Origin of the sequence: Pseudomonas cremoricolorata, assembly GCF_000759535.1 — a bacterium.
GTDB classification, from domain to species: Bacteria; Pseudomonadota; Gammaproteobacteria; order Pseudomonadales; family Pseudomonadaceae; genus Aquipseudomonas; species Aquipseudomonas cremoricolorata_A.
Genome location: NZ_CP009455.1, coordinates 314,776 through 331,319 on the forward strand (window position 1 = coordinate 314,776; position 16,544 = coordinate 331,319).

The window sequence follows — 16,544 nt, forward strand, 5'->3', positions numbered from 1 at the left end:
ACAAGATCGCCAACCTTACCCGCAGGCTTTCACGGCAGCAAGCGACAGCCCTCGCCCGGCCCCTGCACGGCCGCCTGCTGGCGACGCCCCAACCCGCGTGCGCTGACCAACTGCCGCGCGGTGTCTTCTTCGAGGCTATCGAGCGGCAGGTACTGCTCGACATAACCACGGCAATAGGCAGTGTCAAAGCCCATGACGAAACGGCAGGAACAGTATTCCTTGGCCGAGTAGGCGGGCAGGATGTCGGGGAAGTCAGCCAGCGCCTGGCGGGTATTCCACACCCACAGAGCAGCGCCAGCGATCAACAGCAGCGTCGCGAACAACAGCCAGCGCTTCATCGCGCCTCCTCGACCAGCACCGCCAGCACCCGTGCCAGCAAGGCGTTGTGGCTGAAGCTGGCACCGCGATCATCGCCGTAGCGCACGATCAGCAATCGCTCGCTGGGCACCACGTACAGCGCCTGCCCCCAGTGCCCCAGCGCCGCGTAGGTGTCGGCCGGCGCGTCCGGCCAGGGCCGAGCACGCCCGGCAGCCGGCTGGTTGAGCCACCAGTGGCCACCGGCGATCGGCTCGCCCGGCGCGGCCTCGGCCTGGGCCAGCGCGAACGGCGCGCGGTTGAAGTCGACCCAGGCCTTGGGTAGCAATTGCTGGTCTTGCCAACGCCCGTCGCGCAGCAGCAACAGGCCGATGCGCGCCAGGTCACGGGCGCTGAGGTAGAGGTAGGAAGAGCCGACCAGGGTGCCGGCAGCATCCCGTTCCCAGACCGCACTGCCGATACCTAACGGATCGAACAGTGCCTGCCGGGCGAAGCGACCGGCGTCCTGCTCAGGCAGCATGCCGCGCAGGGCCGCGGCCAGCAGGTTGCTGTCGCCGCTGGAGTAGAGAAAGCGCGTTCCCGGCGCTGCCGCGGCCGGACGCGCGGCGGTGTAGCCGGCCATGTCCTGGCGGCCACGGGTATAGAGCATGGCGACCACCGAGGAGTTGAGCGGGGCATATTCGTAGTCTTCCTGCCAGTCCAGGCCACTGGCCCAGTGCAGCAGGTCGATCAAACGAATGCCGGCATGCTGGTGCAGCGCCGAGTAATAGCGGTGGGCAGAGTCGGTAAGCGCAAAGCGCTGCTGCCCGTACGCCACCCCTAGCACTGTCGCCAGCACGCTCTTGCTCACCGACCAGGTCAGGTGGGCGGTGGCTGCGGTGGTCGGTGAGCGATAGCGCTCATAAACGATGCGGCCATCGCGGATCACCAGCAGCGCATCGCTGCGCACCCCTGCCCGGCCAGATGCCGCCTGCGCGGGAAAGGCATAGTCGTCCAGCGCCTGCCAGTTCAAGGCATTGTCTGCGCGCTGCCAGTCGGGCACCGGCCACACCTCCTGCGCTGCGGCGCAGGCACACAGCAGCATCAATCCCACCCCTTGCAACAGCCTGACCATGCGGGCTTCACCTGCTCGTCCAATCCTGCTCGCAGCATGCCGCCACTTGATGACAACTCGCCCATCAGCACGCCTTGCCGAGTGTCACGCAAGCATCACCAAAGCTTCATGGGCGTGACATTGGCCCTGCCTAGCCTGAGCTTGCCTACAACAAGCCGCCCTGCCCGCTTCCAAGGCTGGCACATGGAGACTCGTAATGACTCGGATCGCTCGCTCTGGCGACACCTGCACCGAACGCCGTCTGCACGCCGAACGCCTGGTTGGCCCCGCCGCCCTGGAGGAAGCCCAGGCGCTGCGCTACACCGTTTTCAGCAGCGAATTCCAGGCGCGTCTGAACGGCGCCGAACAGGGCCTGGACACGGACGACTACGACATCCACTGCCGCCATATCGGTGTGCGCGACCTCAACACCGGCAAGCTGGTCGCCACCACCCGCCTGCTCGACCATCAGGCCGCCAGCAGCCTGGGGCGCTTCTACAGCGAAGAAGAATTCAGCTTGCACGGCCTTGGGCAGTTGCAAGGGCCGATCCTCGAACTGGGGCGCACCTGCGTCGACCCGGCCTACCGCAATGGTGGCACCATCGCGGTGTTGTGGAGCGAACTGGCCGAGGTGCTCAACGAGGGTGGCTACAGCTACCTGATGGGCTGCGCCAGCATTCCCATGCAGGATGGCGGGGTGCAAGCCCATGCGGTAATGCAGCGCCTGCGCGAACGCTACCTGTGCAACCAGCACCTGCGCGCCGAACCGAAGAACCCGCTGCCCAGCCTGGCCCTGCCGAGCAACATCACTGCCGAACTGCCGCCGCTGCTCAAGGCCTACATGCGCCTGGGCGCGAAGATCTGCGGCGAGCCGTGCTGGGACGAAGACTTCCAGGTCGCCGACGTGTTCATCCTGCTCAAGCGCGACCAACTCTGCCCACGCTACGCCCGCCACTTCAAGGCTGCGGTGTGATGCGCCGTCTGCGGGTGACCGCGCGTCTGGCGCGGCTGCTGGCGGTGCTCGGCCTGGGCATCGGCATGGCCAGTGCCATGGCCGCCGCCGAGCGCCTCGGCCTCAAGCCTTCGCTGCAGCGCCGCCAGCGCTGGAGCCGGCGCTTCATGCGGCACCTGGTGGCGGCCCTGCCGTTTCAGGTCGAGGTGATCGGCACGCTGCCGCAACGGCCGATGCTCTGGCTGAGCAACCATGTGTCCTGGACGGACATCCCACTGCTGGGCATGCTCACGCCGCTGTCGTTCTTGTCCAAGGCCGAGGTGCGCCACTGGCCCTTGGCTGGCTGGCTGGCGGAAAAGGCCGGCACCTTGTTCATTCGCCGCGGCGGTGGTGATGCCCAGCGCCTGCGCGGGCAGATCGCTGAGCAGTTGCGCAGCGCGCAGCCGCTGTTGATTTTCCCCGAGGGCACCACCACCGACGGCCGCGAGCTGCGCACCTTCCACGGCCGCCTGCTGGCCGGCGCCATCGACAGCGGCACGCCGGTGCAACCGGTGGCCATCGAGTACCGGCGTGGTGGCGAGGCCGATCGACTGGCGCCGTTCGTGGGCGACGACGATCTGCTGTCGCACCTGCTGCGGTTGTTCGCCCTGCCCCGCGGGCAGGTGCGCATTCATCTGCTCGAACCGATCGAAAGCCATGGCATGGAGCGCGCGGTACTGGCGCTGCAAGCCCAGCAGGCGGTGTACCTGGCGCTGTTCGGCGCCGCGCCCAGCGCCGTCACCCCAGCGCCGCGGGCCCAGGCCGCCTGAGCCGCATCAGGCAGGTTGCGCTTGCGCAGCGAACGCCTGCAACTGCGGGTAGAAGCGGCGAAAGTCTTCCAGCAGCGGCTCATACAGCGCCTCGACCTCAGCCATGACGCCGCGCAGCCCTTCGGGCCGCGACAGGCGTCGGGCGATGCCGTCGTACACCTCCTCGAGCACAGCGAAATCGGCATAGCTGCCCAGCCAGTCGTCCGCCGCCATGAACGGTGCCATGCGCGCCAGACGCTCCGGCAAGGCCGGCTCGGCGAGCAGCACACGGTAGAAGCGTTGGGTGAAGTCGGCCAGCGGCGCATCGGCATAGTCGCGCCAGTGACGGGCCAGGCAATGATCGAAAAAAACGTCGAGGGCAATGCCGGCAAAGCGCCGACGCTCACGGGGAAAGCGCGCCAGCGCGGTCAGCACCCGCGGGTGCTGGTCGGTGAAGCTGTCGATGCGCCGATGCAGGCGAATGGCCGCCTCGACGGCAGGCGGGAACCGCCCTTCCAGACTGCCCTTGACGAAGTCGCCATACAGGCTGCCGAGCAGTTGCTGGGGCTGATCGCCGCCCAGATGTAGGTGAGCCAGATAATTCATGCGGGCGAGTCTAGCACGCGTATCGTTATAACCCGATATAGCGAAATTAACTGAACCTAGCGCCATACGGTCTTTCCATATCGGAAACCAACGATCTATATTTCGTTCTAACCCGATATTCAGCCATGCGTTGCCAAGCCCATGCCCCTCGACCTCGACGAAATCATCAAAGCCCTGTCTCACCCCGTGCGCCGCGACATCCTGCACTGGCTCAAAGACCCTGCCGTGGAGTTTCCCGACCAGTACCATAGCACCGAGCACGGGGTCTGCGCCGGGCAGATCGACCAGCGCTGCGGGCTGTCGCAGTCGACCGTCTCGGCGCATCTGGCGACCTTGCAACGCGCCGGCCTGGTGAGCAGCCAGAAGATCGGCCAATGGCACTTTTTCCAACGCAACGAAGCCACCATCCAGGCCTTCCTCACGCAGATGAGCGAAGAGCTGTGACGGTATTCCTCCTCGACTCACCCCTTAAGGTAACCCTATGACCACGCTGTTCGATCCAATCACCCTGGGCGACCTCGAGCTGCCCAACCGCATCATCATGGCCCCGCTGACCCGCTGCCGCGCCGATGAAGGCCGCGTGCCCAACGCGCTGATGGCCGAGTACTACGTGCAACGCGCCAGCGCCGGGCTGATTCTCAGCGAAGCGACCTCGGTGACGCCGATGGGCGTCGGCTACCCGCAAACCCCAGGCATCTGGAGCAGCGAACAGGTACGCGGCTGGACCAACGTCACCAGCGCCGTACACGCTGCCGGCGGGCGCATAGCCCTACAGCTGTGGCACGTGGGGCGCATTTCCCACTCGCTGTACCTGAACGGCGAAGCGCCGGTGGCGCCCAGTGCCATCCAGCCGGCCGGGCATGTCAGCCTGGTTCGTCCGAAAGTCGACTATCCGACGCCCCGGGCACTGGCCAGCGAAGAAATCGCCGACATCGTCGAGGCCTATCGCGCCGGTGCCGAGAATGCCAAGGCGGCAGGCTTCGACGGGGTGGAAATCCACGGTGCGAACGGTTATTTGCTCGATCAGTTCCTGCAGAGCAGCACCAACCAGCGCACCGACGCCTATGGCGGTTCGCTGGAAAACCGCGCGCGCTTGCTGCTGGAAGTGACCGATGCGGTGATCGAAGTGTGGGGCGCCGGGCGTGTCGGCATGCACCTGTCGCCACGCGCTGACCTGCACGACATGGGTGATGCCAACCTGGCGGAAACCTTCACCTACGTCGCCAGTGAGCTGGGCAAGCGCGGTATCGCCTATATCTGCGCCCGTGAACACGAAGCGGCCGACAGCCTGGCGCCGCGTCTGAAGCAGGCCTTCGGCGGTGTCTACATCGTCAACGAAAGCTTCGACAAGGCCAGTGCCAACGCTGCCATCGCCGCCGGCACCGCCGATGCCGTGGCCTTCGGCGTGCCGTTCATCGCCAACCCTGACCTGCCCGCGCGGCTGCGCGACGATGCGCCGCTGAACGAGGCCGACTCCAACACCTTCTACAGCCACGGTGCGGCGGGTTATATCGATTATCCGCGGCTGTAACGAGGGCGGCAGTCCGGCAATGGCGGCAGCCTGAAACGGCTCCATCGCTGCGCCGGCCATTCGCGGGTGAACCTGCTCCTACAATTTTGTCTGTAGGAGCGGCTTTAGCCGCGATGGCCGGCATAGCCGGCCCCACACCCCCTCATATTCTCAAGGCCGCGCATTGATCTGCTGTTGCAGGTTCTGCACCTGGCTTTGCAGGGTATTGAGGGTGCGGGTGGTCTGTCCGCGGAAGGCGTCGAATTCCTGCACCGAGGCGCCCGCGGTGTTGGCCGCCGGCGCCTTGTCGGCCTGGCTCTTGAGCACCAGCACGTCCTGTTCCAGGCTTTCGATGGCCGCGCGCGGATTGTTCTGCTTGAGCGCCGCGACATCGCTGCTCAGGCTCTTGAGCTGCCCTTCGAGTTTGCCGCCATCGAGCTGGCCTGATTTGAGCGCTGCCAGCTCAGCGTTCACTGCCTTGAGCTGCGCCTGTAGCTGGCCCTGCAACTCAGTGACGGCCTGCTGTTGCTGACGGGTGTCGGCCAGCACCTGCTCCAGGCGCTTGCCCAGATCACCGGCCTGCCCGGCCACCCCTTGCTGCTGTTTGTCCTGCTCGGCGAGGCTGGCCTGCAACTGACGAATCTGCAGCTTCAACGCCTCGGAACCGGTGCTCACGCTCGACTCGCTGGCCGCCACCTTGCCACTGATCGCCTGCAACCGCCCTGCGGCTTCTTCACTGATGCGCGCGAACGACTCCTGGGTGGCCACCAGTTGCTGCTCAAGCAGGGAAATCTGCTGCACGCTCCACCAACCCAACCCGCCCAAGGCGATGAAGGCGGCACCGAGCAAGGCCCACAGCGCGCCGGTAGACGCCGGTTTGGCGGCGTTCTGCCGGGTGCGGCTGACATGGGCAGGCAGCAGTTCGTCGTCATCGCGGGTACCGGCGCGCAGGGTCGGTACATTGTCGAAGTCGTCACGGTCATCGTTGCGCATGGGGAAGTTCAACCACGGTAGGAGCTGGGAGGCGAGAGTATAAACCGCTTGCCTGGCCGGCTGATGAATGTCTGTCGCAGGCGTTGCCCAGGCGGTTCAGGACTGCGGGCGCTGGCCCTGCCACCAGTGGCAGAACTCATCCAGCGCGCTCCACAGGCTCACGCCTGGACGGTAGTCGAGCAGTTGCCGGGCGCGGCTGATGTCGAGGGTGAAGTCGCGGCTGAGCGTCTGCACCGCCGTGCGGCTGCTGCGTGGCTGCGGGCGCCCAGGCCAAAGCAGGCACGCCGCCTCGTTCAGCGCAGCCCAGGTGTAGGCGGCGCTCGTCGAGCGATAGCGGGTGACCTGTGGCATCTGTACCTGGCGCAACGCGTAGTTGAGTACATCCCACAGCGGCAGCGGCTGGCCGTTGCTGATGTTGTAGGCCTGATTCAGTGCCTGGTCGTCGGCGAACAGCGCGCCGAGCAGCGCCTCGTTGAGGTTGTGCACGCTGGTGAAATCAGCCTTGTTCAGGCCATTGCCGATGATCGCCAGACGCCCCTTGGCCTGCTGCGCCAGCAAACGCGGCAACAGGTGGCGATCCCCGGCGCCAACGACCATTCGCGGACGCAACGCCAGCACCTCCAGACCGAACTCGCCAGCGCCGAAGACCTTTTGCTCGGCCAGGTGTCGGGTGGCCGCGTAATGGTCGTGGAAGCGCCGCGGCACCTTCTGCTCGGTGATCTCGGTACGCGAGCGACCTGTGAAGTAGATCGACGCCGACGACAGGTGTACCAGACGCCGCACGTGCTCCTTCAGGCAGCCCTCGACGATGTTCTCGGTGAGCACTACGTTGCCCTGGTAGAAATCCTGATAGCGCCCCCAGGTGCCCACCGCACCGGCGCAATGAACGACCGAGTCCATGCCCTGACACAGTCGACGGGCCAGCTCGGCATCGGCCAGATCGCCCGGAATGAACTGCGCGCCACGCTTGACCAGATGCTCGACCGCCTCGCCACGACGTGCGTTGATTCGCACCTCCAGGCCTTGATCGAGGGCGAAGCGGGCGAAGCGCCCACCAATGAAGCCGCTCGCGCCCGTGACCAGAATTCGCATGTAAGACCCCGCCTTGCCAGATTTCAGATGCAACTGACGCTGCCCGCGTCTACCAGGGCACCAGCCAGAGCGAGGCCGTGCGCCGCAGGTGTTCGGTCAGTTGCGTGAGCAGTTGCCCGCCGTTGCGCCAATGATGCCAGTACAACGGCACGTCCACGGGCGTATCGGCACAGATTTCCACCAAAGCGCCACTGCGCAACTGCTCACTGGCCTGCAACTCTGGCACCAGGCCCCAGCCCATGCCGGCCTCGAGCATGCGCACGAAGCCCTCGGAAGACGGGCACAAGTGATGCAGGAAACCTTCCTCGATGCCCAGCGAAGCGAGGTAGCGGTGCTGCAGGTAATCGTCGGGGCCAAAGACGATACCCGGCGTGCGTACCAGCCGCTGCAACGCAAAGCCACCGGCAAAATGCCGGGCCATGAACGCCGGGCTGGCCAGCGCACGGTAGCGCATCGCCCCCAGGGCCAGACTGCGCGCACCGGCTACCGGGCGCTCGCTGCTGCACAGGCATGCCGCCACTTCCCCGCCTTGCATACGCTTGAGGCCGACGTCCTGGTCCTCCACTACCAGATCGAACAGCACCTGCTGCTCGGCGCTGAACGGACCTACCGCCTGCGCCCACCAGGTGGCCAGGCTGTCGGCATTCAGGGCGATGCGCAGTCGCTCAGGCAGCCCCGGCTCATCCAGCGCCGGCACCTGGCGTTGCACATCGCGTTCAAGCAGGCGCACCTGCTGCACGTGGTTGAGCAACTGCCGGCCCACCTCGGTCGGCACCGGCGGCGTGGCGCGAACCAGCACCGGCTGGCCAACCCGCGCCTCGAGCAGCTTGATGCGCTGCGACACCGCCGATTGCGAGAGCCCCAATACCTGCGCAGCGCGCTCGAAGCCAGCTTGCTCGATGACCGCAGCCAAGGCCGCGAGCAATTTGTAGTCGAACATCGATTTTCCTAATGAGTGATCAGGATTATTTGTTTTGCTTATACAGGGTCGGTCGTCACACTCGCCAGCATTCTTTCCCTGGCAATCGGCTGCAACCGGCTTGCCCGCCTGACTGGAGACACCCCCGCCATGTGGCAAAGCTACTTCAACGGCATACTGGTCGCCCTGGGCCTGATCGTCGCCATCGGCGCACAGAACGCCTTCGTCCTTGCGCAAAGCCTGCGCCGTGAACACCATCTACCGGTGGCGGTACTGTGCATCGTCTGCGACGCCCTGCTGGTCGCAGCCGGCGTATTCGGTCTGGCCACGGTGCTGGCCAACAGCCCGACCCTGATGGCGGTGGCACGCTGGGGCGGTGCAGCGTTTCTGCTGTGGTATGGCGTCAAGGCGCTGCGCAGTGCCTGCTCGACGCAAAGCCTGCAACGCCAACAGGGCCAGGGCACGCGCTCACGCCGCGCGGTACTGCTCAGTGCCCTGGCGGTCACGCTGCTCAACCCCCACGTGTACCTCGACACGGTGCTGCTGATCGGTTCGCTCGGCGCGCAGCAGCCCATGCCCGGCGCCTACGTGGCCGGCGCCGCCAGTGCCTCGCTGCTGTGGTTCTCGACCCTGGCGCTGGGCGCGGCGTGGCTGGCGCCGTGGTTGGCGCGCCCGGCGACCTGGCGCCTGCTCGATCTGATGGTGGCGCTGATGATGTTTGCGGTGGCAGCGCAATTGATCGTCAACTGAGCGCCACCGGTCGTGGTCAGGCAAGTGCCTGGGAACCTCTAATCCCTATACTTGTTGCGTGGTTAAGCGTAGGGGCCGGTGCTATGATCGGCCTCTTGCGTCGCAAAGGGTAAAGACCCACCGACGCGATCGGGCCGCCCGTGATCGGCCTTGCGTACACCGCAACCCAGACCTGTATGAGGAGAATCAACCATGGCTTTTGAATTGCCGCCGCTGCCTTACGCCCACGATGCGCTGGCACCGCACATCTCCAAGGAAACCCTGGAGTTCCACCACGACAAACACCACAACACCTATGTCGTGAACCTGAACAACCTGATCCCGGGCACCGAATTCGAAGGCAAGACCCTCGAAGAAATCATCAAGACCTCCTCGGGCGGCGTGTTCAACAACGCCGCGCAGATCTGGAACCACTCCTTCTACTGGGAATGCCTGTCGCCAAACGGCGGCGGCGAGCCGACCGGTGCCCTGGCCGAGGCCATCAACGCAGCCTTCGGCTCGTTCGCCAAGTTCAAGGAAGAGTTCACCAAGACCAGCGTCGGCACCTTCGGCTCCGGCTGGGGCTGGCTGGTGAAGAAGGCTGACGGTTCCCTGGCCCTGGCCAGCACCATCGGCGCCGGCTGCCCACTGACCGCAGGCGACACCCCGCTGCTCACCTGCGACGTCTGGGAACACGCCTACTACATCGACTACCGCAACGTGCGTCCGAAATACGTCGAGGCGTTCTGGAACGTGGTCAACTGGGACTTCGTTGCCCAGCAGTTCGAAGGCACCCCGTTCAAGGCCTGATCATCTCAGCCGCCTTGCACATGAAACCCGGCCAGCGCCGGGTTTTTTTTCGCCCATGGCCGGAGACCGGCAAGTTGCCGACTGACGGGACGCCACTACGCTATAAGCGTCGAGCGACAGTGAAGACGCATTCAAGTACCCCCGCCGCCCTACCGATACAGTGCGGTAGATCGGCCAAGGATCACTGGAACGGGCATGGCATCTGGCCAATAGTGCATTGCCCAGGTTGCTGGCAGAATGCTGCCGGGCGTATGGATTAAGGAAACCCTCTTTGAAGCTGGAATTTCGGCACAGCCTGACGGTGAAGCTGCTGCGGGTGGTACTGCTCTCGGCACTGGCCGTGGGCGTCGTCCTGAGCTGCGCGCAGATCATCTATGACGCCTACAAGACGCGCCAGGCGGTCAGCAGCGATGCCCAGCGAATCCTCGACATGTTCCGCGACCCTTCCACCCAGGCGGTCTATAGCCTGGACCGGGAAATGGGCATGCAGGTGATGGAGGGGCTGTTCCAGGACCAGTCGGTGCGCATGGCCTCCATTGGCCATCCCAACGAAACCCTGCTGGCGGAAAAGAACCGCCCCTTGCAGGACATGTCGATGCGCTGGCTGACCGACCTGATTCTCGACCAGGAACGCACCTTTTCCACGCCCCTGGTCGGCCGCGGCCCGTACAGCGAATACTACGGCGACCTCAACATCACCCTCGACACCGCCTCTTATGGCGAAACCTTTCTGGTCAATGCGGTGATCATCTTCATCGCCGGCGTGCTGCGCGCCCTGGCCATGGGCCTGGTGCTGTACCTGGTCTACCACTGGCTGCTGACCAAGCCGCTGTCGCGCATCATCGAGCACCTCACCCAGATCAACCCCGACCGCCCCAGCCAGCATCAGATTCCACAACTCAAGGGCCATGAAAAGAATGAACTGGGGATCTGGGTCAACACCGCAAACCAGTTGCTGGCCTCCATCGAACGCAACACCCACCTGCGCCATGAGGCGGAAAACAGCCTGCAACGCATGGCCCAGTACGATTTCCTCACCGGCCTGCCCAATCGCCAGCAGCTGCAAGCGCAACTGGACAAGATCCTGATCGATGGCGGCCGCCTGCAACACCGCGTGGCGGTGCTGTGCGTCGGCCTGGATGACTTCAAGGGCATCAACGAACAGTTCAGCTACCAGGTCGGCGACCAGTTGCTGCTGGCCCTGGCCGATCGCCTGCGCGCCCACAGCGGTCGGCTCGGCGCCCTGGCACGGCTGGGTGGCGATCAGTTCGCCTTGGTCCAGGCCAACATCGAGCAACCCTATGAAGCCGCAGAACTGGCGCAGAGCATCCTCGACGATCTCGAACAACCCTTCGACCTCGACCACCAACTGATTCGCCTGCGCGCAACGGTGGGTATCACACTGTTTCCGGAAGATGGCGACAGCACCGAGAAGCTGCTGCAGAAGGCCGAGCAGACCATGACCCTGGCCAAGACCCGTTCGCGCAACCGCTATCAGTTCTACATCGCCAGCGTCGACAGCGAGATGCGCAGGCGCCGCGAGATGGAAAAAGACCTGCGCGAAGCCCTGCCGCGCAACCAGCTGTTTCTGGTCTATCAGCCGCAGATCAGCTACCTGGACCAGCAGGTGGTGGGCGTCGAAGCCCTGCTGCGCTGGCAGCATCCCGAGCTGGGCCTGGTGCCACCGGACCAGTTCATTCCCCTGGCCGAACAGAACGGCAGCATCATCGCCATCGGCGAGTGGGTGCTCGATCAGGCCTGCAAGCAACTGCGCGAATGGCACGACCAGGGCTTCAGCCAACTGCGCATGGCGGTCAACCTTTCTACGGTGCAGTTGCACCACAACGAGTTGCCGAGGGTGGTCTACAACCTGTTGCAGATCTACCGGCTACCGCCGCGCAGCCTGGAACTGGAAGTCACCGAAACCGGCCTGATGGAAGACATCAGCACCGCCGCCCAGCACCTGCTCAGCTTGCGCAGGTCGGGGGCGATGATCGCCATCGATGATTTCGGCACCGGCTATTCGTCGCTCAGTTATCTCAAGTCGCTGCCGCTGGACAAGATCAAGATCGACAAGAGCTTCGTCCAGGACCTGCTCGACGATGACGACGATGCCACCATCGTTCGCGCCATTATCCAACTGGGCAAGAGCCTGGGCATGCAGGTCATCGCCGAAGGCGTCGAGAGCGCCGAGCAGGAGGCCTACATCATCGCCCAGGGCTGCCATGAGGGGCAGGGTTACCACTACAGCAAACCGCTGCCCGCCCGCGAGCTGACCGCATTCCTGCGCCAGGCACAGCGCAACAGCGAAGCGTTGCACTGACCGCACGGTGCCATTACCAGCAATTACATGACGGCCCTTTACAGAGAATGCAAATCTTTCGCATGATGTTGCGTTTTCGCGTGCTCCGGCACACCAGTCCAACCCACGACGCAGGAAACCAATAATGATTCGTATGCCTCTGGCCTCCGCCAGTCTGTTGGCCATTGCCATTGCCTTGGCCGGTTGCGGTGAAAGCAAGGACGACAAGGCCGCCGCACCTCAAGCCCAAGCCCCTGCTGCTGCCAGCACGAACGCTACCGCCCCTGGCGCGGTCGACGAAGCGGCCGCCAAGGCGGTGGTCAAGCACTACGCGGACATGGTCCATGCCGTCTACAGCGACTCGCTGAGCACCGCGAAAACCCTGCAGGGCGCCATCGACGCCTTCCTCGCCTCGCCCAACGACCAAACCCTGAAGGCCGCCCGTGACGCCTGGGTCGCCTCGCGCGTTCCCTACCTGCAGAGCGAAGCGTTCCGCTTCGGCAACACCATCATCGACGACTGGGAAGGTCAGGTGAACGCCTGGCCGCTGGACGAAGGCCTGATCGACTACGTCGATTCCAGCTACGAGCACGCCCTGGGCAACCCGGCCGCCAGCGCCAACATCATCGCCAACACTGAAATCCAGGTGGGCGAAGACAAGATCGACGTCAAGGACATCACCCCGGAAAAACTCGCCAGCCTCAACGAGCTGGGCGGCTCCGAGGCCAACGTCGCCACTGGCTACCACGCCATCGAATTCCTGCTCTGGGGCCAGGACCTCAACGGCACCGGCCCAGGCGCGGGCAACCGTCCTGCTTCCGACTACCTGGAAGGCGAAGGCGCCACCGGCGGGCACAACGACCGTCGCCGCACCTACCTGAAGGCGGTCACCGACCTGCTGGTCACCGACCTCGAAGAAATGGTCGGCAACTGGGCACCGAACGTCTCCGACAACTACCGCGCTACCCTCGAAGGCGAGCCGGTCAACGACGGCCTGCGCAAGATGCTGTTCGGCATGGGCAGCCTGTCGCTGGGTGAACTGGCCGGTGAGCGCATGAAGGTTTCGCTGGAAGCCAACTCGCCGGAAGACGAGCACGACTGCTTCAGCGACAACACCCACTGGTCGCACTTCTACGACGCCAAGGGCATTCGCAACGTCTACCTCGGCGAATACACCCGCACCGACGGCAGCAAGCTGACCGGCCCAAGCCTGTCTTCGCTGGTGGCCAAGGCAGACCCTGCCACCGACAACACCCTCAAGGCCGATCTGCAAGACACCGAAGCGAAGATCCAGGTGATCGTCGACCACGCCGAGAAAGGCGAGCACTACGACCAACTGATCGCCGCCGACAATACCGCCGGCAACCAGATCGTGCGCGACGCCATCGCTGCCCTGGTCCAGCAGACCGGTGCGATCGAGCAGGCCGCAGGCAAGCTGGGCATCACCAACCTGAACCCGGATACGGCTGATCACGAGTTCTGATTCGCTGTTCAAGTGCTGGAAGAAGCGGCTTTCGGGCCGCTTTTTTTATGAGCGTTTTCTTCGATTGAGCAGGCCGCTATGGACCCAACCTCATGGGCCAGCGTCAGCGATGCCGAAGCGGTGACCGGACTGACTGGTGCAGGAGCGGCGCAAGCCGCGATGGCCGGCAAAGCCGGCCCCAACAGGCGCGATAGAGATCTGACAGGTACATCTCAGTTGGCTTGGTTGGGCCGGCGTTGCCGGCCATCGCGGCTTGCGCCGCTCCTACACGCACTGTACCTGGTGGAACTGTGAAGGCCATTGGGGCCGCTTTGCAGCCCTAGCGACTGAAGACGCGCTTGCACCTAACACCAGTTTCATCCGCCAATTGCAAATTGCTCTTATTCAAATATCTACAGCCTGCTAAGCTTGCTCGCCGATTTTTAGCTCAAGTCCAGGACCGTGGATGTCTCTGCTTCGCCTCTCCCCCCTGCTGCTGATCGCTGCCCTGGCTGGCTGTGACGACGCGCCGCGTTTCACTGAGGCCGAGCCGGGTGAGGCGTTGTCGGGCGGTGAGACCACGGTCAAGCGTGGCGATCGCAACGCGTTTTCTCTGCCAGCGGCGAACCTTTCCCACGAGCGGCGTCTGGATTTTGCGGTGGGCAACAGCTTTTTCCGCAACCCATGGGTGATCGCTCCATCAACCACCACGGCGCGCGATGGCTTGGGGCCGTTGTTCAACACCAACGCCTGTATCAACTGCCACATCCGTGATGGTCGCGGCCATCCACCCGAGCCGGACGCCAGCAACGCCGTGTCGATGCTGGTGCGCCTGTCGATCCCTGACCAGCCACCCTACGTGGAAGAAATCAAGCGCCTGGGCGTGGTGCCGGAACCGGTATACGGCACGCAGTTGCAGGACATGGCGATTCCAGGGGTGCGCCCCGAGGGCAAGGTGCGGGTCGAGTACACCACCCACACGGTGAGCTTCGCCGACGGCCACAGCGTTGAACTGCGCCAGCCACAGTTGCAGATCACTCAACTCGGCTATGGCCCGATGCACCCCGACACACGCTTCTCGGCGCGCATCGCGCCGCCGATGATTGGCCTGGGCTTGCTCGAAGCGATTGCCGAGAAGGATATTCTCGCCAATGCCGACCCGCACGACCGCAACGGCGATGGCATCCGCGGCCGGCCGAACCGGGTGTGGGATCAGGCCCAGCAGAAAACTGTGCTCGGGCGCTTCGGCTGGAAGGCCGGGCAGCCCAACGTCAATCAACAGAACGTGCACGCCTTCGCCGGTGACATGGGCCTGACCACCACCTTGCAGCCGGTCGACGACTGCACCGCGGCGCAGACCGACTGCCGCGCCGCGCCCAATGGCGATGGCGAAAACGGCGAGAAGGAAGTCAGCGACAATATCCTGCGTCTGGTCACCTTCTACACCCGTAACCTTGGCGTGCCGGCGCGACGTAACGTCGGCGATGCCCAGGTGCTGGCCGGCAAGAACCTGTTCTTCCAGGCCGGCTGCCAGGGCTGCCATACCCCGCAGTTCACCACGGCCCGCGATGCCGCCGAGCCGGAACTGGCCGGCCAGGTGATTCGCCCCTACAGTGATTTGCTATTGCATGACATGGGTCCAGGCCTTGCCGACAACCGCAGCGAGTTCGCCGCGGGCGGGCAAGATTGGCGCACCCCGCCGCTGTGGGGAATCGGCCTGACCCAGAACGTCAGTGGCCATACCCAGTTTCTCCATGATGGCCGTGCCCGCTCGCTGCTCGAGGCCGTGCTCTGGCACGGCGGCGAGGCCGAAAAAGCCCGCCAGCATGTGCTGACCTTCGATGCCGAGCAGCGCGCCGCGCTGCTGGCGTTCCTGAACTCACTTTAAAACGCGCAAGGAGCCGGGCATGTTCCGACCCAAACTGTTGTTCACCAGCCTCGCCGCACTCGCCCTCGGCGCCTGCTCGCCGCAGGACCCGCAAGCCGTTACCTCGGCCGCCATCGCCAAGCAAGTGATCCTGCCCACCTACAGCCGCTGGGTCGAAGCCGACAAGCAGCTGGCCGCCAGCGCCCTGGCCTTCTGCGAGGGCAAGGAATCGCTGGAAAAAGCCCGCGCCGACTATCTCAACGCGCACAAGGCCTGGTCCGAGCTGCAGCCGCTGCTGGTCGGGCCGCTGGCCGAGGGCAACCGCCCCTGGCAGGTGCAGTTCTGGCCCGACAAGAAGAACCTGGTCGGCCGCCAGGTCGAGCAACTGGTCAACGGTGACAAACCCGTCGACGCCCAGACCCTGGGCAAATCCAGCGTCGTGGTGCGTGGCCTGTCTGCCTACGAGTACATCCTCTTCGACAGCAAGCCGGACATCGCCACCGACGAGCAGAAGGCCCGTTACTGCCCGCTGCTGGTGGCCATCGCCGAACACCAGAAGGCCCTGGCCGAAGAGATCCTCAAGGGCTGGAACAGCACCGACGGCATGCTCTCGCAGATGACCAAGTTCCCCAACCAGCGCTACGCCGACTCCCACGAGGCCATCGCCGACCTGCTGCGTGCCCAGGTCACCGCCCTCGACACCCTGAAGAAAAAGCTCGGCGCACCGATGGGCCGTCAGAGCAAAGGCATCGCCCAGCCGCTGCAAGCCGAAGCCTGGCGCAGCCACAGCTCGATGAAAAGCCTCGAGGCTAGCCTCAAGGCGGCCCAGGCGGTCTGGCTCGGGGTCGACAACAAAGGCCTGCGCGGCCTGCTCGGCAAAGACCAGGAAGCCTTGGCGCAGAAGATCGACGACGCCTACGCCACCTCGCTCAAGCTGCTCGAAGACAACCAGCAGACCCTCGGCGAACTGCTCGCCGACGATGCCGGCAAACAGCGCCTGAACCAGATCTACGACAGCCTCAACGTCGTCCACCGCCTGCATGAAGGCGAACTGGCCAAGGCCTTGAACATTCAACTGGGCTTCAACGCCAACGACGGTGACTGAC

The 16,544-nt window shown here is 64.6% G+C and carries 16 protein-coding genes; 10 read left to right on the forward strand and 6 right to left on the reverse strand.

Annotated features, from left to right (window positions below; all coding sequences use genetic code 11):
• Window positions 1-29: 29 nt before the first annotated feature.
• The gene (locus LK03_RS01400; protein ID WP_038410760.1) at window positions 30-338 is read right to left on the reverse strand and encodes a hypothetical protein; all 309 of its coding nucleotides are present in this window, start codon (window positions 336-338) and stop codon (window positions 30-32) included.
• Window positions 335-1,429 carry a serine hydrolase domain-containing protein gene (locus LK03_RS01405; RefSeq protein ID WP_038410761.1) on the reverse strand — a complete coding sequence of 365 codons (1,095 nt, stop codon included), beginning with the start codon at window positions 1,427-1,429 and terminating at the stop codon, window positions 335-337. The genes LK03_RS01400 and LK03_RS01405 overlap by 4 nt, the downstream gene beginning before the upstream one ends.
• Window positions 1,430-1,625: 196 nt before the next feature.
• On the opposite strand from LK03_RS01405, the gene olsB reads away from it, so the two are divergent.
• Window positions 1,626-2,381 carry an L-ornithine N(alpha)-acyltransferase gene (gene olsB, locus LK03_RS01410; protein WP_038410762.1) on the forward strand — a complete coding sequence of 252 codons (756 nt, stop codon included), beginning with the start codon at window positions 1,626-1,628 and terminating at the stop codon, window positions 2,379-2,381.
• Window positions 2,381-3,169, forward strand: a complete 789-nt coding sequence (locus LK03_RS01415; protein WP_038410763.1) for a lysophospholipid acyltransferase family protein — start codon at window positions 2,381-2,383, stop codon at window positions 3,167-3,169. The genes olsB and LK03_RS01415 overlap by 1 nt, the downstream gene beginning before the upstream one ends.
• A gap of 6 nt (window positions 3,170-3,175) precedes the next feature.
• Here the strand turns inward: LK03_RS01415 and LK03_RS01420 are convergent, their stop codons facing one another.
• Window positions 3,176-3,754 (reverse strand): ACP phosphodiesterase, encoded by a 579-nt coding sequence (locus tag LK03_RS01420; RefSeq protein WP_038410764.1) that lies wholly within the window; start codon window positions 3,752-3,754, stop codon window positions 3,176-3,178.
• A 141-nt stretch (window positions 3,755-3,895) separates the two neighbouring features.
• On the opposite strand from LK03_RS01420, the gene LK03_RS01425 reads away from it, so the two are divergent.
• The gene (locus tag LK03_RS01425) at window positions 3,896-4,198 is read left to right on the forward strand and encodes an ArsR/SmtB family transcription factor (protein WP_038410765.1); all 303 of its coding nucleotides are present in this window, start codon (window positions 3,896-3,898) and stop codon (window positions 4,196-4,198) included.
• Between the two features lie 37 nt (window positions 4,199-4,235).
• Window positions 4,236-5,285 carry an alkene reductase gene (locus tag LK03_RS01430; protein ID WP_038410766.1) on the forward strand — a complete coding sequence of 350 codons (1,050 nt, stop codon included), beginning with the start codon at window positions 4,236-4,238 and terminating at the stop codon, window positions 5,283-5,285.
• Between the two features lie 150 nt (window positions 5,286-5,435).
• Here the strand turns inward: LK03_RS01430 and LK03_RS01435 are convergent, their stop codons facing one another.
• From LK03_RS01435 to LK03_RS01445, 3 genes are all read right to left on the reverse strand, one after another.
• Window positions 5,436-6,257, reverse strand: a complete 822-nt coding sequence (locus LK03_RS01435; protein ID WP_038410767.1) for a hypothetical protein — start codon at window positions 6,255-6,257, stop codon at window positions 5,436-5,438.
• A 96-nt stretch (window positions 6,258-6,353) separates the two neighbouring features.
• Window positions 6,354-7,349 (reverse strand): NAD-dependent epimerase/dehydratase family protein, encoded by a 996-nt coding sequence (locus tag LK03_RS01440; protein ID WP_038410768.1) that lies wholly within the window; start codon window positions 7,347-7,349, stop codon window positions 6,354-6,356.
• 49 nt (window positions 7,350-7,398) lie between these two features.
• Complete coding sequence (locus LK03_RS01445; RefSeq protein WP_038410769.1) at window positions 7,399-8,289, reverse strand: LysR family transcriptional regulator ArgP; 891 nt, start codon at window positions 8,287-8,289, stop codon at window positions 7,399-7,401.
• A 129-nt stretch (window positions 8,290-8,418) separates the two neighbouring features.
• On the opposite strand from LK03_RS01445, the gene LK03_RS01450 reads away from it, so the two are divergent.
• The 6 genes from LK03_RS01450 to LK03_RS01475 all read left to right on the forward strand — a co-directional run bounded on the left by LK03_RS01450 (window position 8,419) and on the right by LK03_RS01475 (window position 16,543).
• Window positions 8,419-9,018 carry a LysE/ArgO family amino acid transporter gene (locus LK03_RS01450; protein WP_038410770.1) on the forward strand — a complete coding sequence of 200 codons (600 nt, stop codon included), beginning with the start codon at window positions 8,419-8,421 and terminating at the stop codon, window positions 9,016-9,018.
• Between the two features lie 192 nt (window positions 9,019-9,210).
• Window positions 9,211-9,807, forward strand: coding sequence for a superoxide dismutase (locus LK03_RS01455; protein ID WP_038410771.1), 597 nt, complete (start codon window positions 9,211-9,213; stop codon window positions 9,805-9,807).
• 271 nt (window positions 9,808-10,078) lie between these two features.
• On the forward strand, window positions 10,079-12,130 hold the full coding sequence (locus LK03_RS01460; protein WP_038410772.1) for a putative bifunctional diguanylate cyclase/phosphodiesterase: 2,052 nt from the start codon (window positions 10,079-10,081) through the stop codon (window positions 12,128-12,130).
• Window positions 12,131-12,254: 124 nt separating this feature from the next.
• Complete coding sequence (locus LK03_RS01465; RefSeq protein ID WP_038410773.1) at window positions 12,255-13,592, forward strand: imelysin family protein; 1,338 nt, start codon at window positions 12,255-12,257, stop codon at window positions 13,590-13,592.
• Window positions 13,593-14,037: 445 nt separating this feature from the next.
• Window positions 14,038-15,459 carry a di-heme oxidoredictase family protein gene (locus LK03_RS01470; protein WP_038410774.1) on the forward strand — a complete coding sequence of 474 codons (1,422 nt, stop codon included), beginning with the start codon at window positions 14,038-14,040 and terminating at the stop codon, window positions 15,457-15,459.
• A 19-nt stretch (window positions 15,460-15,478) separates the two neighbouring features.
• Entirely contained in the window at window positions 15,479-16,543 is a 1,065-nt protein-coding gene (locus LK03_RS01475; protein ID WP_038410775.1) for an imelysin family protein, read from the forward strand.
• Window position 16,544: the final 1 nt, after the last annotated feature.